Source organism: uncultured Kordia sp. (genome assembly GCF_947489565.1).
Lineage (GTDB): Bacteria > Bacteroidota > Bacteroidia > Flavobacteriales > Flavobacteriaceae > Kordia.
Window position 1 is genome coordinate 336565 of the sequence record NZ_CANLEA010000002.1, and the last position, 25536, is coordinate 362100.

Here is a 25536-nt window from a genome sequence, read left to right on the forward strand (position 1 = left end):
AATTTATAGTATCGGTAATATTAATTGTATTCTGGTTCCTTTGGTGACGTCAACGCTTTTAAAGCTTGCAATGTTACTGCGTAATTTATCATTGATCAAATCAATACGTTGCTTGATGATTTGAATTCCCATAGACTTGTGTTTCCCTTTTACAGATTTGAGTTTCTCAGCATCAAATCCGCAACCATTGTCTATGATTTCAATTAACACGGATGATTTTGTATGGTAAAGATATTTTATTAGAATTTTTCCTTTTTCCTCTGTATTGGATTTGAATGCATGTTTGGCAGCATTTTCAACAATAGGTTGCACCATTAATGGGACAATTTGGATGGTTGTGTCGTCAATATCTGTTTCTATTTCAAATTCAAATTTATCTTCAAATCGATGCGACTCTAATACCAAATAGTTTTCTATAAATTCCAATTCTTCTTTAAGACTGATGTTACTTTTTTTAGAAAACTCTAAGCTTTTTCTAATGAGCGATGCAAAGTCGCCAATATACGTGTTTGCTGCGATGGCATCTCCTTCAAAAATATAACCTTGCAATGTATTTAGAGAATTGAATACAAAATGCGGATTCATTTGATTTCTCAGCGTAGCCAATTCCGATTCTTTGTATAGCAACTCTTTATTTATCTTCTTATTGGTTGCTTTAATTCGCATTCGAATCAAAATAATAAGCGTTCCTAATATAAAACCGATCAGCGCTATTCTGAAAGAAAGTAATTCTGAAAAATGAGGAGAGATTTGGAATTGAATTTTTTTAGGCGCACTCCAAATACCATTATTGTTTTGACATTGCAATACCAATTGATAACTGTTTGATGGTAAAAAATGATATTCTATGCTTCTATTGTTGGTATAATTCCACAATCCGTCATTCAGCCTATATCTGTAAAAGGATTCTGGCTCTACAGGTTTGTTCAAGGTAAGTCCCGTAAATGTGATTTTTACTGAGTTTTCGTTATGCTTTAATTCGTATCTGCTTTTTAAAGAATCTGTCAATTGTCCATTGACAAAGAATTGATTGATGGTAATTTTTGGCGCGTTGTTGTACTTTATCAATTTATCAGGATCAAAAAAATTGATTCCGTTAGACGTTGCCAAATACATGTTTTGATCCCAGAAAAGAATATCATTTATTGAATTTGAATGCAAGCCATCTTGTGTGGTAAAACTATCAACATTCGTTATTTCACGTGTAGCATTTTTTGAAGTATACGTAAGCTTACAAAGTCCTTTATTTGTTCCTATCCATAAAATACTATCATTTTGTTTGTACAAACATTGCAATGCTTTCCCTTCCAGTTTTTTATGTTGTATTTGAAAGATTGAATCAGTAGTTTTATACAATAATCCTTTGGTAAGTGTTGCCAACCAAAGTCCTTTTTTATCATTCAAAATATCATTGACTCTTGTGGGAATAGAATCTTTTCTTAGTAGCGGAATTCTAGTTGTTTTATAAGCCTTATTTTTAAAATTAATTTTATACAAACCGTCAATAGTTCCTACCCATAAACCTTGCGCATTGTCTTTTGCTACACATAAAGGTCTGGATTCGAATTCAAAATCAAGATGTAGATTGTCATGCTTGTAACTATACATCAAAAGACCATTTCCCCAATAACGCACATATTTACGATCTGAAATTTTTAAGGTGTGATGCAAATATGAATCAAAGTTAGAACGCGCTATTTTTTTGCCTAATAAATCACTAATTCTCTGTTTTTTAACTTTGCTTATTTTTAAATTGGAGAAGAAAAAATTTACTTCATCTTTATAATACAATGCTTTATTCTTTTCGCTTAATTCTGCGATGAGAATATCATCAAATACTTTTAATTCCTGATAGCCAAGATCTGAATTGGAAGAGATATTTAATTTTTTAATATGTAGCGATGGCATATACAGAATTCCTCTATCGAGCGTTGTAAACCAATAATTCCCTTGTGCATTTTGATACAAAGAAGAAATCGGAATGTCCTTAAAGTATATTTTTGCTTGCTGAGTGGTATCGCCTTTTTCATAGAAAAGAGCGCCTTTGGATCGAGTGAATCTCCAGAAATTCCCGTTCAAATCAACAACCTCATCCAAAATATCAGGGTTTATTTTTTTCCGCTGACTGAGCTTGTTAACAATCAAATTATTGATATATCTGTTTCCTATATACGTTTTTAAGGTTAATGGAAGTTGCTGTATTTCTCCAGTTTCTATGTTGATTACATAATAGTTCTCTGGCAGTCCATTTTCAAAATTACGTATGAAGCTAATCGTTGTATCTGTAACGTTAATGATATTAAACCAGCCTGCATTTTTTTTGTATTGTTTAATCTTCCAATTATAGGCAAAAGGAGAAAATTGTTTGCCATCCCAAAAACTAAACGAGCCATCATAACCATTTACCCAAAATGTATTGTGTGTTCCTTGGTAGAATTCAAAATTGACCAAGTTTGCCAATCCTTCTTTCGTAGTATAAGTCGTAAATGTATATCCATCATATTTTACAATTCCTCTATCTGAAGAAAACCACAAATAGCCCAAATTATCTTCAAAAGAATGATAGGTTTGCGAACTAGGAAGACCACTTTCTGTATTGTAATTTACATAATAAGGCGTTTGAGAAAATACCAGCGCTACATCATATAAAAGGCATAAAAATAATAGTGCAAACTTTAGTTTCATGAAAATCATTGTGTTGAAATAAACGATATGCTTATCCACACTAAGTTAACCAATATATAATGGAGTCAAAAAAACCCGTCAAACTTATAATTGCTTGACGGGTTTTTGCATGTTTTATGATCTTCTTTTTTAATCGGTATCTTTTACATTGGTTTTGATCCATTTCAAACAATCGTCAAAATTATCAAAACAGTCTTCTTCGGAAACTAAATCTGGAATAATATCGATACGTTCCATCATATGTTTTGGTTGCTTTTGTATGTTTACAAATAAGACTTTACGATTATTCGTTTTTAAGTCAAATAAAATATCTTCTAGCGTATATAATCCTGATTGATCCATATATTGCATTCTTCCCATGCGAATAATAACAGTTTGTGCAGTATCAGGTAATTGTTTGGCTAGCGCTTGTATTTCACTCGTAGATCCAAAGAATAAAGGTCCTTTGATATGCTTTATAAAGACTTCTTCTTTTAAGCTTTCTGGGAAACCTATTTCATCTTCCCAAGCTTCTTCCTGTAATGTTTTTACATCTGAAGTCTCTGCGGTAATGTCTCCAATTTTTTTCATGAATACCAACGATGCCAATACCAATCCAATTCCTACTGCATAGATTAAATCCCAAAATGTTGATAAACCTAATACTACCAACATAATAAATACTTCTGAGCTTAATTTTAAAGGACCTAGTTTGATATCTTTTGGTAAACTCGCAATGGCTCTTAATCCTTTATAATCCATTACACCAATACCTACCGTAATTAGAATTCCTGCCAATACGGCTGCTGGAATTTTGGAAGCCACTGGTCCTAATGCTAGTAAAATTATCAATAGCAATATACCAGCAATCATTCCCGATAGACGTGTTTTTCCACCAGAATTGATATTTACAACTGTACGAATCGTAGCTCCTGCACCTGGAATTCCTCCAAAAATAGCTCCAATGGAATTTCCAATTCCTTGTCCTACCAATTCTTTATTTGGTTTGTGTTTTGTTTTGGTCATATTGTCCGCTACGACACTTGTTAATAAAGAATCAATGGCACCTAACAAAGCTAATGTTAACGCTGTGAGTATATATGGTGTAATACTTGAGAGACTGAATTCCGTAAAGATTTCCATTTTCGGCATTGGAAAATCACCCGTAATTTCTTCAATAGGTTTGTATCCTAAACTAAAGCCATACGCAATTGCTGACATAACTACAAGCGCCACTAAGGTACTCGGAATGGCTTTGGTGATTCGTTTGAAACCGTAAATAATAAAGATAGTTCCTAAAGCTAACAATAATTCTAACCAATTGATATTTTGTAAAGCTCGTGGCAATACTTTTAATGTACCAATGACACCTGAAGAATTATTTTTTGCAAGTGTTCTGGCTTCATCAGAGATACGTGCTTCTGTAATTTCATTTCCACGTTTTGCTACCTCTTGAATGTTTTCTAGTACTAAAACACCTTCTTGTTGTTCTTGTTTTAAAAAATCTTTTAGAATTACTTCTTTAGCTTGAGGTTTAAATTGCTCCACATACGCATCATCATTTTTTGGTGAATATCCAATAGAAGGTAGAATTTGCGTAATTAATATAATGACTCCAATAGCAGTCATAAACCCTGAAACCACAGGGTAAGGAATGTATTTAATATATTTTCCTAAGCCTATAGCACCTAAACCTACTTGCATTAAACCTGCCAGTAAAAAAACAGTTAGAATTGCAGGCAAAGCTTTGTCAACATCGCCGCCATTAGCTGCTATAATTCCTGCAATAACTACCATACTTACGGCTGTCATTGGTGCAGTTGGTCCAGAAATTTGTGTGTTGGTTCCTCCGAACAAAGCAGCAAAGAAACTAATAAAGATAGCTCCGTATAATCCTGCGCTTGGTCCTAATCCTGAAGAAACTCCAAAAGCTAAAGCTAGTGGTAAAGCAACAATTCCAGCGGTAATTCCTCCAAAAGCATCGCCTTTAAAATTAGAGAATAGGTTTTTCATCTGTTATTTTTTATTTTATTGTATTATCAGATGGAATTCGCCATGTATCAATTAGTTTCATACAAAGAATGGTAATACTCATTTCATAGTTGGTTTCTGTATGGTATATAATGTTTAGATACGTGGGATATCTGAGTTCGTACTAAGTACGTAATTTTTTATTACAATTCATTGACATCTTCTGAAATAATCCAACCAATTTTTCCATCGATGAGCTGAATTTTTTTCCAGTTATCCACTGTATCCAATACTTGCACTTTGGCACCTTCATGTAATACAAATACCTCATCGCTACGCAAGTTTGGTTCTGCTTTTATAGTAGTTTCTTTAGCAAATACAATTGCAGGTCTATCAGCTTGTGCTTTTCCATATTGATGGTAAGCAATGGCAACGGTTCCTAAAATAAAAAGGAATGCTATAAAACTTACTAAAAAGTAGATTCTTTTTTTGAGCGTTTGATATGAAAATTGATATAATAAGAATGAAATTACACATAAAAATCCAAAAATCACAGCAATCCAAGCCCATTGATTGTAGGTAAACATTTCTGTAATACCACTTACAAATTTTGAGATTTGTGTTTTTGGCAAAGGTTCAATAGCATCGATGGTCATATTTTTAGCAAATGCTAAATTGTTTAGAATGTCTTCGTCTTTTGGCGAAAGCTGCAATGCTTTTTCAAAATAGTAAATACTTGGCCCAATTTCGTTGCTTTTGTAATAGGCATTTCCAAGATTGTAATAAATTGCTGCAGAATGATTTCCAGTTTCTAAAATAGATTTGTATTGCGTAATTGCTTCTGGAAATTTCCCTTCGTTATAAGCTTTATTGGCAGCTTCAAACAAGGAAGTATTATTATCCTGTCCAAACACTAGCACACTACTAGAGAGGAACACGAGGAGCAAATATGTGATCTTAGTTTTCAAACGTTCTCTCATTATCTATTTATTTGTTTGTCGATTTGTGAAATCGTCTGTACTGATTTTTCGTAATCTTTGTTAATTGCTACGTCTGATGCTGGTGTATAACGCGCAAATTCGCAACTTTCTAACAAGCCAATAAAGTCATGGATCGTTTCTTCTTTTACTTTACGCTCCGTTAATAACTGACTTATTTTTTCTTTACTAAATTCAGAGGTTTCTATGCTGAGTTTTGCACGTAAGTAATTGTGTAAAGCTCTTTCTAATACTTCATAGAATGCTTCTTTATCATTTAGTTTCTTCTTAGCTTCTGACAAGTATTTTTTCGCTAATCTGTTTGCCGTACGCGTTTTATTTCCCTGAATATCATTGTCATACGCTCTCTTTTTTCTTCTCGCAATTAATATGATTGGAATGAATAAGAAAGGAACTAATAACAATCCGTAGAACAGATTTGATTTAAAGAAATCTGTTTTTTCAACAGCCGTCAAATTTGCTTCTGTTTTTAGGAATCTAAATTGCGAACCTGTAGTGGCAATCGCTTGTTTTTGTGTCGTATTTTGATCGTTCTTCGTTTCAGCTGTAGCTGTATTTACAGGACCTTCCACAACGTCAATAATAATTTCATTAGACGTTAAGGTTTTATAGGTTTCTTCTGTTGGATCAAAATAAGAGAAGGATACGCTTGGTATTGGATATTTCCCTTTGTATTGTGGTACTACGGTGTAACTGTCTGAGATTTTACCTTGCATTCCACTAATTCGCGTGGTCACACTTTCAGAAAATTCAGGTTCGTATACTTCTAATGAACTTGGCAATTTTAATTCTGGCAAATCAAATAGTTTCAGATTTCCTTTTCCTGAAACTTCTATTTTTGCTTGCAACGATTCGTTTGCATTTAACGAATTTTTGCTCGTCGTTACTTGAAATTCAAAATCACCTACTGCGCCTGTAAAATCTGCTGGTTTTCCAGCTTCTGGAAGTTCTTTTACATTGACTGTTCTTTGTACAGATGTAATGGTTTTGTGTACTGTTTCGTAACGTCTTCCATAAATATCTCTACGTCGTGTTGGCACCGAAATTTGCAAATCAATTGAAAATGGTTCTATGACTTGTTTTCCTGTTTTTTGCGGATATAACACATATCGTTTTAAAGTAGCAAATCGATATTGTTCTCCTTTGTACGTAGTTGTTTGTGCACGTTTTTGTACTTGAATATTTTGACTCCAAAAGTTATTGAAGGTCGGTTTTCCTAACGGGACATAATCATTTACAATGATGGTTGGCTTTACATATAGCTTATAAGAAACCGTAACAGGTTCGTTTAAGTATGGATTTCCTTTAGAAACTTCAGTAACTAAATGAATTCCTTCTGAAATTACATAATCTGTATTGTTACCATCTGTTGGTTTGTTGACTGCTTTGGATACAGTAACCTTTACTGGCAAGGTTTTATAGGTTTGTCCATCAATTTCAACCTTTGCTTGTTTGATGGTAAAAGTACCTTCTGCCGTTGGTTGTAGAAAATAGGTATATGTTTTTGAAAACGAACGCTGTCCGTTATTCCAAACATGACTCATGGATTGAATAGGTCCGCCTACCACGCGAAATCCTGCAAAGCTTGGTGCGGTAAAATTATCGCCATCTCTGTCCATTTCAAAGTCTACTTTCAAACGCTCATTTACGCCCAATTTCTTTTTGCTCAATTTCGTTTCAAAGGTAACTTGCGCGGCCAAAACACCTGCAAATAGCAAGAAAATGATAGTTGATATGTATGCTTTTGTTTTCATGTGTTGTAACGAACTTTTAGTCGTTTTTTCCTGTATTTTTCTAATAATTACCAGTCTTTTTCAGCTTTTACTTTTACTCCTTTTGCCTTTTTCTCATTCAGTTTGTCCTGTGTTTTCTTTTCGGCATTGTTCATTGCTTTTAATAAGCTTTTTACCTGTTGTGGAGACAACTGATTTGGCTTTGGCTGACGTTGTTGTTGTTTGTTTTTATCGTCTTTTTGGTCTGCTTTTCCTTGACCATCTTTGTTATCTTTCTTTTGCTTTTCTTTTTCCTTATCGCCTTGGCCGTCTTTATTTTTGTCGTCCTTTCCGCCTTCGTCTTTCTCTTTATCTCCTTTATCTTCGTTTTTGTCTTTTTGATCTTTCTTATCCTGATCTTTTTTGTCTTGCTCTTTTTGCTCCTCTTTTTTGTCTTTGTCTTGCTTATTTTTATCGTCTCCTTGTGGAGGATTTTTCTTGAGCATGTCTTTGGCTAAGGCAAAATTGTAACGTGTTTCATCATCTGATGGATTGTTACGCAATGCTTTTTTGTAGGCAGCTACTGCTTTTTCGTATTCTTTATTTTTCATGAATACATTGCCCATGTTATGATACGCTTTGTGCTTTTCCGCTTTTGTTGTCGCTACTTCTGTAGCTTCCTTAAATCGGTTGAACGCTTCTTCATAGTTTTCATGATTGTAGTATACATTTCCTAAGTTGTACTTTGCTGCTACATTTTCACCATTTTTGGAGATCGCTTTTCTATATTCTGCTTCCGCATCAGCGTAACTACTATCTTTTACAGCATTGTTTGCTATATATGTATAGTTGTTTGAGTCTTTTTTGAATGCTTCTTCTTTCTTATCCTGTGCATGCGACACAGAAACAGTAAGCACTACAAGTAGTATGTGTTTTACGTATTTCATGATCCTTTTTCATTAAATAGGTTTAACTTTTGTAACCATGCTGTTTTTCGTTCTAATAGAAAAACATCTAACAGTAATAAGAAGATTCCCAAACCAAGAAACCATTGAAATTGATCTTGGAATTCAGAGAATTTTTTGGCTTCAAATTCTGTTTTGTTCATTGTTGAGAGTCGGTCAGTAATAAATGCTACTGCTTCTTCTGTATTAGTTCCGTCAATATATTCGCCATCTCCTTCTGAGGCGATATCTTTTAGTGTTTTTTCATTTAAACGTGTGATGACAACTTCTCCTTGTAAGTCACGTTTGTACGATTCTACAATGCCACGTCTTTTTAATGGAATGCGTCCACCTTTTTGTGTTCCCACTCCAATAGTATAGGTTTTTATACCTTCTTTTGTCGCTTCTTCTGCCCATTGTCCTGCGCCACCTGTATGATCTTCTCCATCAGAAATAATGACCAATACACGATTGGTTTGTTCTACATCATCATAATAGGTTTTTGCCATACGAATGGCATCATCTATAGCAGTTCCTTGCGAGGATAACATATCTGTATTTAGACTTGACAAGAACATTTTTGCTGCCGAAAAATCGGTGGTAATTGGCAATTGTGGCACTGCTCTTCCCGCATATGCGATGATTCCGATACGATCGCTTCCCAATTTATTAATAATTTCAGAAACAATACGTTTTGCTTTGTCCAGTCGGCTTGGCGAAATGTCTTCTGCCAACATACTTTTAGAGACATCTACGGCAAATACAATATCTACACCTTCTCGTTTTACTGTTTCCAATTTTGTGCCAATTTTCGGATTGACCAATGCTACCACTAAAGAACCGATAGCCAAACACCAAATTACAAGCTTTAAAATAGGTTTAAAGGTTGATTTTTGTGGACTTAATCGTTCTAACAATTGTTTGCTGGCAAATTTATGCTGCGCTCTTCGTTTCCAAAACTGCATAATTATAAATACCAACACCACTACTGGGATGATAATTAGTAAGTAAAAATATTTTTTTTCTTCTAACATAAATTATTTCTTCATCAATCGATTCGCAAATTCAGTAATGCGTTGCTGTACTTCTTGCGATATTTTTTTATTTTCAATCCATGTATGAATATGTCCTACATATTGCATACCTAAATAGTTTGCACTTTCTGTAAAAGGCATTTCAAAACCTTCTTTAATTTCTTGATCCGAACCACAACTAAGTACGCCCATGTTCATTCCGCGCAAGCGTCTTCCAATATCTTTTTCTTCAAATAGAAAGTCAGACATTCTATCAAAAAACACTTTCATCACGCCACTCATGGTATACCAATAAATGGGCGTTGCAAAGACAAATGTTTCATAGGTTGCTGTCATTTTTTTAAACAGCGCATTGAAATCGTCTTCATTGTTCAATTCGTAATCAAAATGATTGATCTTATATTGTTTTAAGTCAATCACTTCAAAACCAGTTTGTTGTTGAAGCTCAGAAACAATGGTATGTGTGTTTCCTTGACTTCGCGAACTTCCTAGTATTATGACTCCTTTTGCGCTCATGTTTAGATAAAACTTCTAAATAAGGTGTTACGCAATAGGATTTCTATCAACAGTAAAATTCCAGCAAAAAATACAAATATTCTGAATTTCTCCTCATAGTTTGTATAGCGAAATTCTTCGATTTCTGTCTTTTCTAACTTGTTGATTTCATCATAGATTTCCGCCAGTTTTTTACTATTGTTGGCTCTAAAATATTTTCCTCCAGTGGTTTTGGCAATTTCCTTTAACAGTTTTTCGTCAATTTCCACTTGCATGTTTCTAAATGAAAAGGTTCCATCTGGGTTCAACGAAAATGGTGTTGAAGCCGTTCCGTTGGTTCCTATTCCAATGGTATATGTTTTGATGCCATATTCTACTGCTAGTTCGGAAGCAATTTGCGGTTCAATGAATCCTGCATTATTTACTCCATCTGTCAATAAAATGATGACTTTACTTTTAGCTTTACTATCTTTTAAACGGTTTACTGCTGTTGCCAATCCCATTCCAATGGCGGTTCCACCAGTCAATTCGCCATATTTATACTTGATATCTTTCAATGCATTTTGAATGATATTTTTATCCGTTGTAATAGGCGTTTTGGTAAAACTTTCTCCTGCATATACGACCAATCCGATACGGTCACTTGGTCGTCCGTCAATAAATTCAGAAGCCACTCTTTTTAAAGCAATGAGTCGATTTGGTTTTAAATCTTTGGCTAACATACTTGCCGAGACATCAATTGCCATGACAATATCAATTCCTTTATTGGTTTTGACTCTTGTAGAAACTTCTTTGGTTTGCGGACGTGCCAATGCAGTAATTATTGCTGCAACTGCCAACATGCGCAATGCAAAAAGTATGGGTTTTAGTTTTGGCAGTATACTTTGCTTTACTTTGAAACCTTGCAGGCTCGACATTTTTACGTCAGCTAATTGCTTTGGTTTTTTCCATACATACCAAGCAATTGCTAAAGGAATGAACAATAGCAACCAGAAAAACTGTGGATGTGCAAACGTATAATTATCTATCATTTTTTCTTTTCTTCTTCTTTGAGTGTGATGGAATTTAAAATTCGATCAACTATTGTTTTTCCATCTTCATCATCTTCTGCATACATCATAATAAGTGTCTGTATGCCGCGTCCTTCTTCAAACACATAGGCTTCATACGCTCTTTCTTGTTCGCTGCTAAAAGGACTTAAGTCATCTACAAAGATTCCTGTACCATACATTTTGAGTCCTTTGATTCCCGAAGGCGATTCGTATTCGTCATATTTTACCACAAATTTCTTTGCGCCTTCATCTTCAAATTTCTTTATGATTTTTTCTGCAATATCATCCAGCGTAATTTCTGGTTTCTGTGTAAATGTGGTTACACCTAAACTTACAGAAAATGGTGCTAAATGACTTTGATAACTATAAATGTCTGTTTTAGATGGTAATGGAACTGTGTCTTTTGCTTTTAGTGGTGTAGCACGCTTCAATACTTTTGGTGTCGAAATGATAAAATCGGAAGTTCCATAAGTACTTGCTACCCAATCATCTTCTAGCAAATCACTCATTGAGTGACCAACATAGGTATTTTCTTTTACGTATTCTAAAGTTGCATAACCTATCAATCCGCCAAAAGCGATGATCATTGCTACGACTCCGATAACCGTATTTCTAAAACGTTGTTTTTTGCGTTGTTCTTCTAGCAATCGCAATTTGTATTCTTCGTCTTTGCGTAATTCTTCGTCTGAAATTTCAGGAATCGCTTCTTTGGTTTCTACCACAATGTTTTCCACCAAATTACGATCTGCTTTTATGACACTATCATCTGGTTTCGATTTTGCAAATTTTACCAAATCGGCAGTTTGCAATACATTTTTTAGATTTTTGATGGTTTCATCTTTTAAATCTAAATATCCTGCATCTTTTTGCGCTTCTATTTTACGAATCAGTTCGGCTGTTGTACTTTCCAAAGCATCAATTCGCACTTCTTCTTCTATATATTGACGGACAATATTTGTCAACTCAGAATAATAATCTTTGTATTCAGAATTGAGTAAAAATCTTGATTTATCCAATTCATTCAATTGCAGTAAAGCGCGATCATACGGTGGAATTTCTGCTTTTTTCTTTTTCTTCTTTTTTTCTTTCAGTTGAAAAACAAAGAAGTAAAAATACGCGCCAAATAATGCAATCAATCCTAAAACAATGAGGAGATAAATCCACCACGTACTACTCCATTTATTAACTGCCGTGATTTTTTTGATGTCAAACATTTTCTGCTTGAGCGTATCTACCACAACATCGGCCACCGCAATACGAATTGAATCCGTAAAGTATGGTTTGTTATTGATGAGTATTTTTTGTTTTGGAATAAAATACGTTCCTGAGTCAAACTGTGTGACTCCATATTTTTTTATGAGACTGTATTTCGCGTTTTGTTGAACCGTGTCGGCTTCATAAGCTTCCAACAATTCCAATGGCATGAAGATATTGTTTCCTTCTGGAAATACTACGGTTGCTGCAGTATCTGCTTCTACCATAATAGAGAGTTTGATTTCTTCTCCAATTTTTATCTGTGTCGAATCTACAACAGCTTCTACTTTTTGTGCGAATGTTTGTGTGGTGAATAGAAAAAAGAAAAGCATTCCAAAGACACACATTCGTGAGAATGCTTTTGTAACTCCGGATCGTTGTAATTTTTTATTCATAAATAGTTCGTTATTCATAATTCGCTTAGCCTCTTCTTTTAAAATAGCCTAATAGTTTTTTTACATAGCTTTCGTCTACACTAGCACTGATAGTACCTGCGCCACTTCTAGAGAATAATTCTTGGAAGTAATTTACTTTGCCTCTGTAATATTTTGTGTAATTGGTTCTTACTGATTTTGAACCTGTATTGACCAACATGGTTTCTCCTGTTTCACTGTCGAGCATTTGTACGATTCCTAAATTCGGAATGGTTTCTTCGCGCTGATCATAAATACGAATTCCTGTTAAATCGTGCTTTTTGGCAGCAATTTTTAAGGTTTGTTCGTATTCATCTGCGATAAAATCTGAAAGAATAAAGACAATTGCTTTTTTCTTCATGACGCTTGATAAAAATCGCAATGCTTGTGAAACGTCTGTTTTGGTACTTTTTGGCGTAAATTCTAAAAGTTCACGAATGATGCGCAATACATGTGATTTTCCTTTTTTGGGAGGAATGAACAATTCTATTTCGTCTGAAAATAAGATCAGTCCGACTTTATCATTGTTTTGCATTGCCGAAAATGCTAGCGTTGCTGAAATTTCGGTGATCGTTTCATTTTTAAACTGTGAATTCGTTCCAAAAAGTTCAGATCCTGAGACATCAACCATTAACATCATGGTGAGTTCTCTTTCTTCCTCAAATACTTTGATATACGGTTCGTTGTAACGAGCCGTTACATTCCAATCAATATTTCGTACATCATCGCCAAATTGATACTGACGCACTTCGCTAAACGTCATTCCACGACCTTTGAAAGTAGAGTGATATTCTCCTCCAAAGATATGATCGCTCAGTCGGCGCGTTTTAATCTCTATTTTTCGTACTTTTTTAAGTAACTCTTTCGTATCCATTGTTTTCAGTATGCAATGTTCAGTGTTTGGTAGACAGTGAACGGTAAACAGTTTTAAGTTAGTCAGTTAAGCAACCAGTGTTTTCTTTGAGAAATAACTCAAGACTCAACACTCATAACTCATTACTAGCCTATGGTACTTCAATTTCGTTTACAATCTTGTTGATGATTTCTTCGGAAGTAATGTTTTCAGCTTCTGCTTCATAGGTAATTCCGATTCTGTGACGCAATACATCGTGTACAACGGCACGTACATCTTCTGGGATTACGTAACCTCTTCGTTTGATGAATGCATAACATTTAGCAGCATTTGCTAGGTTGATACTTCCACGAGGCGACGCTCCAAAACTGATTAATGGTTTTAAGTCTTCTAATTTATATTTTTCTGGATAACGTGTAGCAAAGATGATATCCAAGATGTATTTTTCAATTTTTTCGTCCATGTAAACATCTTTCACCGCTTCTTGCGCTTTTAAGATTTGTGCTACAGACACGACTGGATTTACAGTTTCAAAGCTTCCTTTTAAGTTGGCACGCATGATGAGTTGTTCTTCGTCCATTTTTGGATAATCAATCACCACTTTCAACATAAAACGGTCTACCTGCGCTTCCGGTAACGGATACGTTCCTTCTTGCTCTACAGGGTTTTGCGTTGCCATTACTAAGAAAGGCTTGTCTAAAATAAAAGTTTCATCACCAATAGTAACTTGCTTTTCTTGCATGGCTTCTAACAGCGCTGACTGCACTTTTGCTGGTGCACGGTTGATCTCATCCGACAACACAAAATTTGCAAAAATTGGTCCTTTCTTAATCGAGAAATCATTCTCTTTCATGTTGTAAATAAGGGTTCCTACAACATCTGCAGGAAGCAAGTCGGGCGTAAACTGAATTCTACTAAAACTTCCTTGTACTGCTTTACTTAACGTATTAATTGCCAATGTTTTTGCCAATCCAGGAACACCTTCTAAAAGGATATGTCCTTTTCCTAGCAAACCAATTAACAAACGTTCTACCATGTGCTTTTGTCCAACGATTACTTTGTTGATTTCCATCGTAAGCAAATCGATAAAGGCACTTTCTTTTTCAATTTTTTCGTTAATAGCTCTAATATCTATTGTCTCTTCCATTTAGGTACTTTTTTTGAGGCGTGAATTTACTAATCACATTTTAACAATGCAAATTGTCAAAATTATTCGTTTATTGCTGTTAATAATAGGTTAAAATATTTAGGATATTTATATATTGAAGCCTTTAAAACTCAAAAGTATAGAAGATTACTGACGATCTTATTTTTGTGTTGATAACTCAAAGCCTTGCAGTTGCTTATCTCATCAATTGTATCGCCTTTTTTTGAATTGTATTTTATGGAATTATCAGGATTAGATTATAGCCTCATTTTTGGGTTCTTTGCCATTGTTTTAGGAATTGGAATTTATGTTTCTAAAACTTCTGGAAAAAATAGTACAGAATATTTTTTATCAGGGCGAAATATGCCTTGGTGGATTTTAGGAGTTTCTATGGTTGCGACCACATTTTCGACCGATACTCCAAATTTTGTAACCGATATTGTTAGAGAAAAAGGTGTTTCTTCCAACTGGGTTTGGTGGGCTTTTTTAATTACAGGCTTGTTGACTGTTTTTGTCTATGCAAAACTGTGGCGAAAGTCAAATGTGGCAACCGATATTGAATTCTATGAATTGCGTTATGGCGGAAAACCTGCAAAGTTTTTACGATGGTTTCGTGCGGTATATTTAGGTGTCGTTTTCAATATTTTTGCTATGGCTGGTGTGACACTTGCCGCTATCAAAATTGGTGGTGTCATGTTAGGATTACAACCTTGGGAAACCGTAGTATATGCAGGAGCTGTTACGGTACTTTTTAGTGCTATTGGCGGATTTAAAGGTGTAATTTACACAGATTTTATATTGTTTTTTGTGGCTATGGCTGGTGCTATTGGGGCTGCGTATTATTGTGTAAATCTTCCCGAAGTTGGCGGATTGCAAAACTTAATTACGCATGAAAATGTAGCGGATAAACTCAATATTTTTCCCGATTTTAATAATACTGAAATACTTATTACATTAATTATAATTCCGCTCGCTGTACAATGGTGGAGTTCTTGGTTTCCAGGAGCTGAACCTGGCGGTGGTGGTTATATTGCACAACGAATGCTAGCTGCCAAAGATGAAAATCATGCGATTGGTGCCACCTTCTTTTTTAATATTATGCATTATGCTTTGCGTCCTTGGCCGTGGATTATTGTTGCCTTAGCTTCCTTGATCGTTTTTCCAGATATTGCAAGTATTCAGACAGCTTTTCCAGACATTCCAGCAGATAAGTTAGGAAATGATTTGGCGTATTCTGCGATGTTGACCAAATTGCCTAGCGGATTGTTAGGTTTGGTATTGGCTTCACTAGTTGCAGCATATATGTCTACGATTTCGACACATTTAAATTGGGGATCGTCTTATATTGTAAATGATTTTTACAAAATCAAAGTCAATAAGAATGCTTCTGAAAAAGAATTGGTAAATGTTGGGCGAATTTCCACAGTGATCTTAATGATATTTAGTGCCATTTTTGCCTTGTTTTTACAAAATGCCAATCAACTTTTTGAAATTATTATTGCATTTGGTGCCGGAACTGGATCAATTTTTATTTTACGTTGGTTTTGGTGGCGAATTAATGCATGGAGTGAAATTTCTGCTATGGTAGTTTCAGGAGTAATCTCAATATTGTTTAAGCTGACGGTTGTTGGAGAAATCATGTTTACACATCAAGATCAAATAACAGGTAAAACTGTTGAAGGTTGGATGCCAGGATATATGTTATTTCCTCTGATTGTTTTGATTACTACTACTGTTTGGCTAACTGTAACCTTTATGACACAACCAGAAACCAAAGAAACTTTATTTAATTTTTATAAAAAGATTCAACCTGGCGGACCTGGTTGGAATAAAACCATTGCAGATGCAGAAGCTGATAATGTAGAAATTGTAACTGATCGTCAACCTTGGAATGTTCCTTCGGGAATTTTAGCCATGTTGGTTGCCATGATTTTTATTTACAGCATTATGTTTGCGACTGGTTATTGGATTTATGGAGAAACAACTCTGGCCATGAGTTTAACTGCCGTTGCTCTTGCTTCAGGATTTATTTTGACACGACTTTGGAAAAAGATTCGCGCATCGGTTTTTTAGTGTAGACTTGTTAGATTTTTAGACGTGCTGCGCTTTTAGATGGTTAGTATTGACTTCGCCTGTTAGACTGATGTAGTTATTGAATTCTTTGATGCTTTATCTCTACGAACTTTACAGTTGTTCTCCATACAATTTTTCTCCACTTCATTTCGAAAAACCACTTGAACTGACGTTTTTGAACAATCAAATTTGTATTTTTACGGTAAATATTTAGAGACTGTGAATTCAAATTATTCAAGAATTATTGCAGGTACCATGACTTGGGGAAGTTGGGGAAAACAATTCACTACTTCACAAATGGTTGACCTGATGCATCATTGCAAAAATGTGGGAATTACAACCTTCGATCACGCAGATATTTACGGTGGTTATACTACAGAAGCTGACTTTGGAAAAGCATTTGCCGAAAGTAAGATTGATCGCGAAAGCATCGAAATTATTTCCAAATGTGGTATTCAATATCAAACAGATAATCGTCCAAATACTATAAAACATTACGATTATTCTGCTGACTATATTATTTGGTCTGTAGAAACTTCGCTTAAAAATTTACAAACTGAGTATTTAGATTTGTTGTTATTGCACAGACCTAGTCCGTTAATGCACCCTGATGAAGTTGCAAAGGCAATTGATCATGTAAAAACACAAGGGAAAATCAAAGATTTTGGAGTTTCTAACTTTACACCATCGCAAATGACCATGATGGGTACAAAAAGTAATATTACTGCCAATCAAATTCAATTTTCATTGACCGATTTCGACGCCATGCATGATGGAACACTTGATTTTATGATTACCAATTCCATTTTACCAATGGCTTGGCAACCGTTAGGAAGTGTGTTTAGAGAAGAAAATGAACAAACCACAAGAATTCATAAGGTTTTAGATAATCTCACAGAAAAGTACCATGCTACCAAAGATCAATTGGTATTGGCGTGGATTTTAAAACATCCTTCAAACGTACATCCTGTGATTGGAACTACAACTCCAGAACGTGTAACCAATGCGGCAAAAGCCACAGAAATTAATTTGTCTTTGGAAGATTGGTTTATGTTATTGGTAGAAAGTCAAGGACATAAAGTTCCTTGATTTTAATAGTGAGTATTGAGATCTGAGATGCATATATTGAGATTTTTAGTTTAATTAAAAAGATTCCCGTTTGCATGGGAAATGAATATGAAAAAAACAGCTTTTATTACAGGTGCTACTAGCGGAATTGGACGCGAGATTGCACGCGAATTTGCAAAACACAATATCCGTTTAATCCTTTGTGGACGCAGACAAGAACGCTTAGACGAACTTAAAGAAGAATTAAGCTCGCATACGGAAGTGCATACGTTAAATTTTGATGTTCGAGACAAGGAAAAAGTGGCTGCTGCAGTTGCTTCGTTGCCTGAAAATTTTCAAACCATAAATATCTTAATCAACAATGCTGGAAACGCGCATGGATTAGATCCAATTCAAAATGGAAGCATGGACGATTGGGATGCAATGTTGGATATTAATGTCAAAGGATTGCTGTATGTAAGCAATGCTATAATTCCGCAAATGGTTAAAAGAAATGCAGGTCATATTTTAAATATTGGTTCTACAGCTGGAAAAGAAGTGTATCCAAACGGAAATGTATATTGTGCCAGCAAACATGCCGTAGATGCTTTGAATAAAGGAATGCGCTTGGATTTAAATGCACATGGAATTCGCGTTGGTGCGATAAATCCTGGATTGGTAGAAACCGAGTTTAGTGATGTTCGTTTTAAAGGAGATACAGATCGTGCTGATAAAGTGTATCAAGGATTTCAACCTTTGACTCCAAAAGATGTTGCCGAAACTGCATATTTTATTGTAACACGACCTGCACATGTAAACATTGCCGATTTGACGATGATGTGTACGGCGCAAGCTTCGAGTACTATTGTAAAGAAATCGTAAATGAAATATGATTTACATAGATGGTGGCTAAATTTAACATCGAAATATACCGATGATGAATTGTTATTGAATCAACTTTGGAAAGAAATTCACAAGAATTATACTTCCAAAAAACGATATTATCATAATTTAACACACATTGGTAACATGTTACGATGTGTTTCCATTGATCAAAATGATTTAGACGATCCTGACACTCTTAATTTAGCCATTTGGTACCACGATATTATCTACAATGCCACCAAAAGCAACAATGAATTGAAAAGTGCTGAATTTGCCCAAAAACGACTTAAAAAGCTTCAAATTGACCCAAAAAAGATAGAAAATTGCGCAAATTTGATCATTTCTACAAAAAAACATGAAATCCTAAATACTCAAAATGAAGATAATGCTTATCTTTTGGACTGGGATTTGGCAATTTTAGGTGCTTCTTGGAAATGGTATGAAGATTATACTCAAAAAATTCGCAAGGAATACGCTATGTTTCCAGATTTCATGTATAAAAAAGGAAGAAAGAAAGTATTGCAGCATTTTCTAGAACGTCCACGAATTTATTACACCGAAAAGTATTACGATTTACGGGAAACAAATGCTAGAAACAATATTCAAAAAGAACTCACATTGTTATGATCAATAAACGCCTTTTGATTAAAAACTTACTCGCTCACAACGATGAGAATAGTTTTTATGACAAAAAGCGTAAACTTAATATTGGCGAAAAGGAAGGAAAGGCGAAGTTCTTAAAACATATTTGTGCGCTCTCTAATAGCAATCCAAAAAACAATTCGTACATCGTTATCGGTGTAGAAGATGAAGATAATAAGATTGTGGGTGTTGATTTTTTTGATGATAGTAAGATTCAGAATTTAGTCAATGCTTATCTGCAAAATCCGCCAATGGTGCAGTATGAAAATATCTATTTTCCGCATTTGCCCAAAGGAAAAGTTGTCGGTTTGGTTACGATTCGCTCCATTGATAAAATCACTTCGCTCAAAAAGAATATTTGGAAATATTTCGGCGGTTCTATTTTTATGCGTGATGGCAGTATTTCCATGCCAAAAGTGTTTGATGTTGAGATTAAAGATGTGAATTCAGACATCGTAAAAACGATTGAAAAAAGCGCACAGAATAATATCAAACTTACTTTGGATAGTGTGATTAACTTTATTACAAACGAACACAAAAATTTAGAATCACATTACCAAGTTTTTAAAGAACAATTTATTGTCTGTTGGGCAGGAATTAAACAAAAGCAAGACGACAAAATTTTTTATTCGCGCGTTGATATTGAACTCATTAACGAACAGGTAAAACTGTTTTATTCTGCATTAGATCAGGTAGAAATTACGTATACTGAAGATGTATTTACCATCATAGAATATGTACCGCTTGGACTGCAAAACAAATACAAATACTATCCGCTAGAAAAGGTTACCATTACTTTTCAGCCGAACGGAATGTACATTATGGACAGCAATTTGATCTTTGAAGCGCCGCAGTTCGACAAAAAAACATTGCATCATATTTATAATACGAATAATGCACTGCTTGATAAATTGATCAAAAACATTTCATTAAACGAAAATGAAGATCACGATTTGCGCAATTTGCCTGCAACCTATATGATTTGTTATTTGAACGGTTTTGACGAAGCAAAAGACAAATTAACTCAAGCAAAACCACTTTTAAAATCATACGACAAAGACATTTATGAACTCTATAAAGCGTCTATTCGAATTTTAAGAAAGATTAAATACAGTTAGTTTCTTTTTATGATGAATTAGGTGTTGTTATAAGAGAAATGAGAAAGATTTTCAGTTATATTGCCTTAGGAGTCGCTATTATAGCCTTTGTTTATACTTTTATTCGAACTGGTGAAATACAAACTTCACTTTTGATTGCTGGAATAGGTCTGGCATGGTTTCTTTTTGAAAATATATTTGAATTGCTTGCTCTCTTTGGTCCAAAATCAAATAAAAAGTCTAGTGAAGAAAGACATCGGAAAGCAAAAGAAGCTTTGGACAAAATAACAGACAACAATCCTACGCTGAGATAAAAAAACTTTTTACCACGACATTGTTTTGGGATCGTAAGAGCATTTGAGAGGCTTTGAGTATCTATTTTTAGGATCTTGGGTATATGCTCTACAATCCATACAACTATATCTAAATTCGCAGCTTTTACAGATATTGATATCATCTTTTCTAATATGCCATAGTTCTTGAAATTTAGCATCAGTTATTGCTTCTTTAAGTTTTTTGACCTTTATGTTACTGAATTTCTTTTTAAAAGAAGGACAGTTTTTAATGTCTCCATTTTCTGTGATCGTTACTTTTTTATTGAGACATGAGTTATATTTTTGAGATTCTCTAAACAGGTCACTATTGATAATTAGATTTTCTTTACAAATTTGACCGCAACTAGAATTACGAAGCTGATTAGTGGTGTAATAAATTTTAGCGACCATATAATTATTGGAGATCTTCTTATTTTCTTTTGCAGAATGAATAATTATTTTGTTAACTCTTAAGTTCTTGCTTGACAAATAAGAGATATTGTCTATTTGAAATTGATCAGCATAAGGAAGAATCATAGAAATTGACACGATTCTACTACGATTGCATGCTGTTAAAATATGTTCAATAAAATCAATCGTAGGACTGCCTGTAAACCTCAGTTCTATAGAAGTGCAACCTAAGTCATCTAGTTGAGAAAAAATGGAATTATAATTGAGCTCAGATTTCTCTTTAATCTCTATGATAGCGTTTGAAATTTGAGAAGATGATTCCCATGCCAAACTCAGCTTTGGAAATAGTTTTGGTGTATCGGTAAAAAAACCTAGTTCATCTTCTATTAACTCCTCAAAAAAGATATCTATTTCTTTATCATACTCGTTATTATATTTTTTCTTTAGTTCTCCTGCTGTTCTATTTTCTGCATCTTTAATTACATCATATATCAAGTTAGGAATGAGTCTTAAACAGTTTCTTTGTATGTCGTAAATAGAACTCCTTGAGATGCCTTTTACGGGAATACAACTAGCGTATAGTAAGAAATATTGTGAATGTGTATTATTCATTGTGAATTGTTGATATTGGTTTATACTGTCCGGCATCATGATGCATGTCCGAACCATGAAAATCACTGTTAAAAAAGGCCATTATGGAATTTGGATCTTCATTCATTTTCATTTTTTTCATTAACTGTATCGTTATTGGTAAGTTTTTTAGCGCTTCCTCACCAAGAATACTTTTTAACTCTTCACTTGTTTCTTCCATTTTTCATTTTTAATTAGATAGGTAGCTATGATTTTTTCTAAATTATAATTGCAGATTCCCGAAACCATTCCAAATTGCCCTATTGGGTTTACTTCTAAAAAAACGTAACGGCCATCTTTGGTTTTAACAATATCAATGGAACCTGTTTTTAATTCCATTGTACGCATGAGCTTGTTGAGCTTTTTTTCTATATTTTCTGGCAGCTTAAAAGGAACAGATCTATTTGGTTTTTCAGTATTATATCGTCTAAAATCAACTTCTGTTTGACTATCATTTTGAGAAAAAATAGCCATGCTGTAAAAATCTCCATCTAAATAAAAAGACCGTATCTCAAATTCCTTTTGAAGTCGCTCTTGAAATAATGAAGGGAAAAAAGTTGTCTCTAATTTTTGAATAAAAGGCAAGGATATTGAACTTGTATATTCCATATATATTTCCTCCTTATGCAAGTTAAAATCGTAAGCTTCATAGATTGGCTTCACAATAAGTTCTTTGTGTTCATTTAAAAAATCTAATAACTCTTGCTTAGAATTCGTGATTAATGAACTCGGTATATCTACGCCGCACTCTTTTGCCAAACGTAAGGTTGATATTTTATTCAATTTATCAATTTGCAAAGGATTGCTTAACCATTCTTTTTCCAATACATTATCATACAAACTCTTTTTAAGCATTTTCTTCTCCATCTTCATACTATTATAAATCATCCTACTTTTTGCTGCATTTATTTTTTCTAAAACAGGATATTTGTATGATGAAACTTCTGATCCGCCTCGATACCATATCATGCTTATATCGTCTGTGATGCTATTGCTTTGATACGAAACCTGATCGTTATTTAACTTCAAAGTATAATTGCCATCAATCAAATGATCCGTATTCACTCGTTTGTAATTATACCCTAAAAAAGAAATCCAATCGATTACTTCAGAAACGCTTAGGTCTTTACTTTCACACAAGATTAAAATCATATTTTTTTATTTTTTTAATTCCTTATGACCATGTATGTTGGTCATAAGGAATTTTTTAACACTATAGTTCGGTGATTTAACCTCTGTCTCCAAGTGGTTGATCTGGTTCTGCTGTACCAGAATCTTTATGCAAGTATACGTCTCTAATCATCCAAGCATTAGGATTTGAAGTGTACTTAGTTCTTCTACACCAGTGACCATCTGCTCCTCCGTTGATTGCTGATTTTTGCTCTTCTTTTAATGAAAATTTTCCAAAGGCTTCTTTTAAATTGCTCATAATTTTATTGAATATATCTCCTAAGATTAAACGTCTTTATAAAATGTCCTTAGGTACATACATTTTATAAAGTTGCGATGTAACGAACCGACAAATTCGACCATTCGACTTGTATTGAGATTGTGTTGTCGCACGCTTTCAATGCTGTTTTAGATTCGTATACATTTAAAATTTATATGACATACGCCGTAGTAAATGAGTTCATGATTTTAACAACAGTAGTACATATTGTTCGTCATTTTTGGACTTAAAATCAATGATGTAAAGCAAGTCATTTTTCTTTTAAGCATAAAAAAAAGGTGTTGATTATTTATGATATATCAACACCTTCCATGTATATTATGTATCGTAAAAGCTACTAAGGAATACGTATATTATTGGTTTGAAAATTACGACATTCTTCATTTTCTGATGGAGGTTGAGCTCTTGTTGTAGCTCCATTTGTATTACAGGTAAGGAAACACCACGAAGCGCAGTCTGATTCCTTTGATGGATCTTCAAGGGTATTTGACACGCCGCCACTAGGTTCTGTATTTGCATTAGGATTTAATGCGCCTCCTACCATTTTGTGAAGTAAAGCTAAGTTTGAAATACGATGTTTACGGATAGACAGTTTTTTTAATTTCTTTTTTTTCATAATAGTTTTTCTGTTTAGGTATTAAACTTTTTGTGAAGCAAGATTATATTTAGCAAAAACCAAAATGATAGCATTGACAATTTATGATTTATCAATAAATTAACTGGTTTTGGAAAGATTTTTTAAATATTGTGAAGGATTTATGCCTGTATGTGTTTTAAAAGCTCTGGCAAATGTTTCCTGTCGTTTGAATCCGAATTCTTCTGCGATACCTTGAATTGTGTAGGAATGTAGTTTTTTATCATTTTTTAATCGAACTAAAGCTGTATTGATTCGTAACTCTGTAATATAATTTGAGAACGATTTTCCTTTATGCGTATTGATTACTTTAGATAAGTAAGAAGTATTGGTTTCTAATTTTTGAGCCATAAAACCTAAATTACACGCTGTAGATAAATAATATTCTTCTTTTTCAAAGTCAGCAATTTTATCTAAAAGCATTCTTTCCTTTTGATCAGGTGCTTTATTTTTTTTGTGAACTACTGCTACGGGTTTATGCTGTTCTAATTGAGAGACTTTTTTTAAGAGTTCTTCAAATTTCTTTCTTATCAATTTCCCTTTTACTTTATAATACATTGCAATACCTATAAATAAACCAAGCAAGCATACGAATAGAATAACTAACTTCTTTTCACTTTTTGTTTGTTTAGTTAGCTTCTTTCCCAATTGGTTTATTTCTGTTTTTAAAGGAACAACATCTAATAACTCATGGGTTTCATTATTAATTTTTAAATCTTCTAAACTTTGTTTTTTTTCTAAAAGCGAATATTTTTCAAAATGAAACGATGTTTTTTCAGAGTTTCCAATTTTGTTATATCCTAATGCTAAAAATTCGTGGAATTCTTTTTCATTAATATTTACATTATCAGAACTACTTGTTATTTCTAATGCCTTTTCTAAATAATGTATGGATTCTTGGTATTTTTTCAGTTGGTATGTCCCTTTCCCAAGGTAAAATAAAGAAGTTATATATAATTTTTCCTCCTGATCTTTTAAGGCATAATCTCTAATTTTTTTTGCCAATACAGTACATTGATTGTATTGCTCTCTTTGATAATGGATAATTGCTTTATTCAGCAATAAAGGATAATATGCCCATTTTTTTGTTTTTTCACATTTCTTTAATCCTGCATTGTTATATAATGCCGCTTCATCTGGGTTTTCTTTCCATAAGTATATATCAGCAATATTCATTAATGCAATAAGCCTGTAATAATCTGCATTTTTATCAGCTTCTAACGTATTTAATAACTGTAATATGTTTTTATAGTTCTGAATTGCTTCTTCAAAGTCTTTATGTATTTTTTTTATGTAAGCAATACTAGATAGTAGATGTACTTCGTGCAGAATATCTCCGAAATCTTTAGCGTATTCTTTCGCTTTTAGATAGGCAATGAGTGCTTTAGAGTCTTCTCCTAGCTCTGAAAGAATATCTCCCTTTAAACTAAAACATTCATATAGAAGTTTAGTGTCTTTTAAAAGTATCGTTTTTGATATCGCTGACTCAATATTTTTTAGAGCAATGTTGTTTTCATCGAGTCTATAATGACATTTAGAAATATAATAAAACACTTGTGCTAATTGTTCATTATTTGCATTCACTACAGCTATTCCTTTTGCTTTAAGTGCGTACGTTAATGCTTTTGAAGCATCTTTATATATAAATTTAGAATACGACTGTAACAACTCATCAAACGATTCATCACTTGAAACATTAGTCTGCGCACTTGCGTGACTCAAAAAAACGTAGAATAATAACAGTATTATTTGTTTCATAGGCGATTTTTTAAAATATCATTCAATGATGTTACTACTATGATTTAGAAATAGTATT

Annotated in this window: 23 protein-coding genes; 6 read left to right on the top strand and 17 right to left on the bottom strand. The window is 33.7% G+C overall.

All coding sequences use genetic code 11. The features are described 5' to 3' along the window. Positions 1-3: 3 nt before the first annotated feature. The 11 genes from Q0845_RS04110 to Q0845_RS04160 form a co-directional block, all read right to left on the bottom strand. Entirely contained in the window at positions 4-2685 is a 2682-nt protein-coding gene (locus Q0845_RS04110) for a histidine kinase (RefSeq protein WP_298509546.1), read from the bottom strand. A 129-nt stretch (positions 2686-2814) separates the two neighbouring features. After that, complete coding sequence (locus Q0845_RS04115) at positions 2815-4677, bottom strand: SulP family inorganic anion transporter (protein ID WP_298509549.1); 1863 nt, start codon at positions 4675-4677, stop codon at positions 2815-2817. 161 nt (positions 4678-4838) lie between these two features. Beyond that, the gene (locus tag Q0845_RS04120) at positions 4839-5615 is read right to left on the bottom strand and encodes a tetratricopeptide repeat protein (protein WP_298509552.1); all 777 of its coding nucleotides are present in this window, start codon (positions 5613-5615) and stop codon (positions 4839-4841) included. Further along, on the bottom strand, positions 5615-7387 hold the full coding sequence (locus tag Q0845_RS04125) for a BatD family protein (protein ID WP_298509554.1): 1773 nt from the start codon (positions 7385-7387) through the stop codon (positions 5615-5617). The genes Q0845_RS04120 and Q0845_RS04125 overlap by 1 nt, the downstream gene beginning before the upstream one ends. A gap of 47 nt (positions 7388-7434) precedes the next feature. Beyond that, on the bottom strand, positions 7435-8292 hold the full coding sequence (locus Q0845_RS04130) for a tetratricopeptide repeat protein (protein ID WP_298509557.1): 858 nt from the start codon (positions 8290-8292) through the stop codon (positions 7435-7437). Beyond that, the gene (locus Q0845_RS04135) at positions 8289-9323 is read right to left on the bottom strand and encodes a VWA domain-containing protein (protein WP_298509560.1); all 1035 of its coding nucleotides are present in this window, start codon (positions 9321-9323) and stop codon (positions 8289-8291) included. Before Q0845_RS04135 ends, Q0845_RS04130 begins: the two co-directional genes overlap by 4 nt. 3 nt (positions 9324-9326) lie before the next feature. Further along, positions 9327-9839, bottom strand: a complete 513-nt coding sequence (locus Q0845_RS04140) for a flavodoxin family protein (RefSeq protein WP_298509563.1) — start codon at positions 9837-9839, stop codon at positions 9327-9329. A 2-nt stretch (positions 9840-9841) separates the two neighbouring features. Then, positions 9842-10849 carry a VWA domain-containing protein gene (locus Q0845_RS04145; protein WP_298509567.1) on the bottom strand — a complete coding sequence of 336 codons (1008 nt, stop codon included), beginning with the start codon at positions 10847-10849 and terminating at the stop codon, positions 9842-9844. Further along, positions 10846-12519, bottom strand: coding sequence for a hypothetical protein (locus Q0845_RS04150; RefSeq protein ID WP_298509570.1), 1674 nt, complete (start codon positions 12517-12519; stop codon positions 10846-10848). Before Q0845_RS04150 ends, Q0845_RS04145 begins: the two co-directional genes overlap by 4 nt. Before the next feature lie 25 nt (positions 12520-12544). Then, positions 12545-13411 (bottom strand): DUF58 domain-containing protein, encoded by an 867-nt coding sequence (locus tag Q0845_RS04155; RefSeq protein ID WP_298509572.1) that lies wholly within the window; start codon positions 13409-13411, stop codon positions 12545-12547. 130 nt (positions 13412-13541) lie between these two features. Then, positions 13542-14537, bottom strand: a complete 996-nt coding sequence (locus Q0845_RS04160) for a MoxR family ATPase (protein ID WP_298509575.1) — start codon at positions 14535-14537, stop codon at positions 13542-13544. Between the two features lie 237 nt (positions 14538-14774). Here Q0845_RS04160 and Q0845_RS04165 point away from each other — a divergent pair, with 237 nt between their 5' ends. The 6 genes from Q0845_RS04165 (at position 14775) to Q0845_RS04190 (ending at position 20595) form a co-directional block, all read left to right on the top strand. Further along, the gene (locus tag Q0845_RS04165; RefSeq protein WP_298509578.1) at positions 14775-16610 is read left to right on the top strand and encodes a sodium:solute symporter family protein; all 1836 of its coding nucleotides are present in this window, start codon (positions 14775-14777) and stop codon (positions 16608-16610) included. Positions 16611-16829: 219 nt separating this feature from the next. Further along, complete coding sequence (locus tag Q0845_RS04170) at positions 16830-17699, top strand: aldo/keto reductase family oxidoreductase (RefSeq protein WP_298509581.1); 870 nt, start codon at positions 16830-16832, stop codon at positions 17697-17699. An 87-nt stretch (positions 17700-17786) separates the two neighbouring features. Next, a complete protein-coding gene (locus tag Q0845_RS04175) occupies positions 17787-18539 on the top strand; it encodes an SDR family NAD(P)-dependent oxidoreductase (protein ID WP_298509584.1) in 753 nt (250 codons plus the stop codon). Next, the gene (locus tag Q0845_RS04180) at positions 18540-19169 is read left to right on the top strand and encodes a hypothetical protein (RefSeq protein WP_298509587.1); all 630 of its coding nucleotides are present in this window, start codon (positions 18540-18542) and stop codon (positions 19167-19169) included. Then, complete coding sequence (locus Q0845_RS04185) at positions 19166-20302, top strand: ATP-binding protein (protein ID WP_298509590.1); 1137 nt, start codon at positions 19166-19168, stop codon at positions 20300-20302. Before Q0845_RS04180 ends, Q0845_RS04185 begins: the two co-directional genes overlap by 4 nt. Positions 20303-20340: 38 nt before the next feature. After that, complete coding sequence (locus Q0845_RS04190; RefSeq protein ID WP_298509593.1) at positions 20341-20595, top strand: hypothetical protein; 255 nt, start codon at positions 20341-20343, stop codon at positions 20593-20595. Positions 20596-20604: 9 nt separating this feature from the next. Here the strand turns inward: Q0845_RS04190 and gwsS are convergent, their stop codons facing one another. The 6 genes from gwsS to Q0845_RS04220 form a co-directional block, all read right to left on the bottom strand. Next, on the bottom strand, positions 20605-21618 hold the full coding sequence (gene gwsS / locus Q0845_RS04195) for a grasp-with-spasm system SPASM domain peptide maturase (protein WP_298509596.1): 1014 nt from the start codon (positions 21616-21618) through the stop codon (positions 20605-20607). After that, complete coding sequence (locus tag Q0845_RS04200; protein WP_298509599.1) at positions 21611-21817, bottom strand: hypothetical protein; 207 nt, start codon at positions 21815-21817, stop codon at positions 21611-21613. Before Q0845_RS04200 ends, gwsS begins: the two co-directional genes overlap by 8 nt. Then, positions 21793-22788, bottom strand: a complete 996-nt coding sequence (gwsG, locus tag Q0845_RS04205) for a grasp-with-spasm system ATP-grasp peptide maturase (RefSeq protein ID WP_298509602.1) — start codon at positions 22786-22788, stop codon at positions 21793-21795. The genes Q0845_RS04200 and gwsG overlap by 25 nt, the downstream gene beginning before the upstream one ends. A gap of 76 nt (positions 22789-22864) precedes the next feature. Continuing rightward, positions 22865-23065: a hypothetical protein gene (locus Q0845_RS04210; RefSeq protein WP_298509606.1), complete on the bottom strand. Its 201-nt coding sequence runs from the start codon at positions 23063-23065 to the stop codon at positions 22865-22867. 358 nt (positions 23066-23423) lie between these two features. Then, positions 23424-23702 (bottom strand): hypothetical protein, encoded by a 279-nt coding sequence (locus Q0845_RS04215; protein WP_298509609.1) that lies wholly within the window; start codon positions 23700-23702, stop codon positions 23424-23426. 99 nt (positions 23703-23801) lie between these two features. After that, positions 23802-25478, bottom strand: a complete 1677-nt coding sequence (locus Q0845_RS04220; RefSeq protein ID WP_298509611.1) for a helix-turn-helix domain-containing protein — start codon at positions 25476-25478, stop codon at positions 23802-23804. Positions 25479-25536 lie beyond the last annotated feature (58 nt).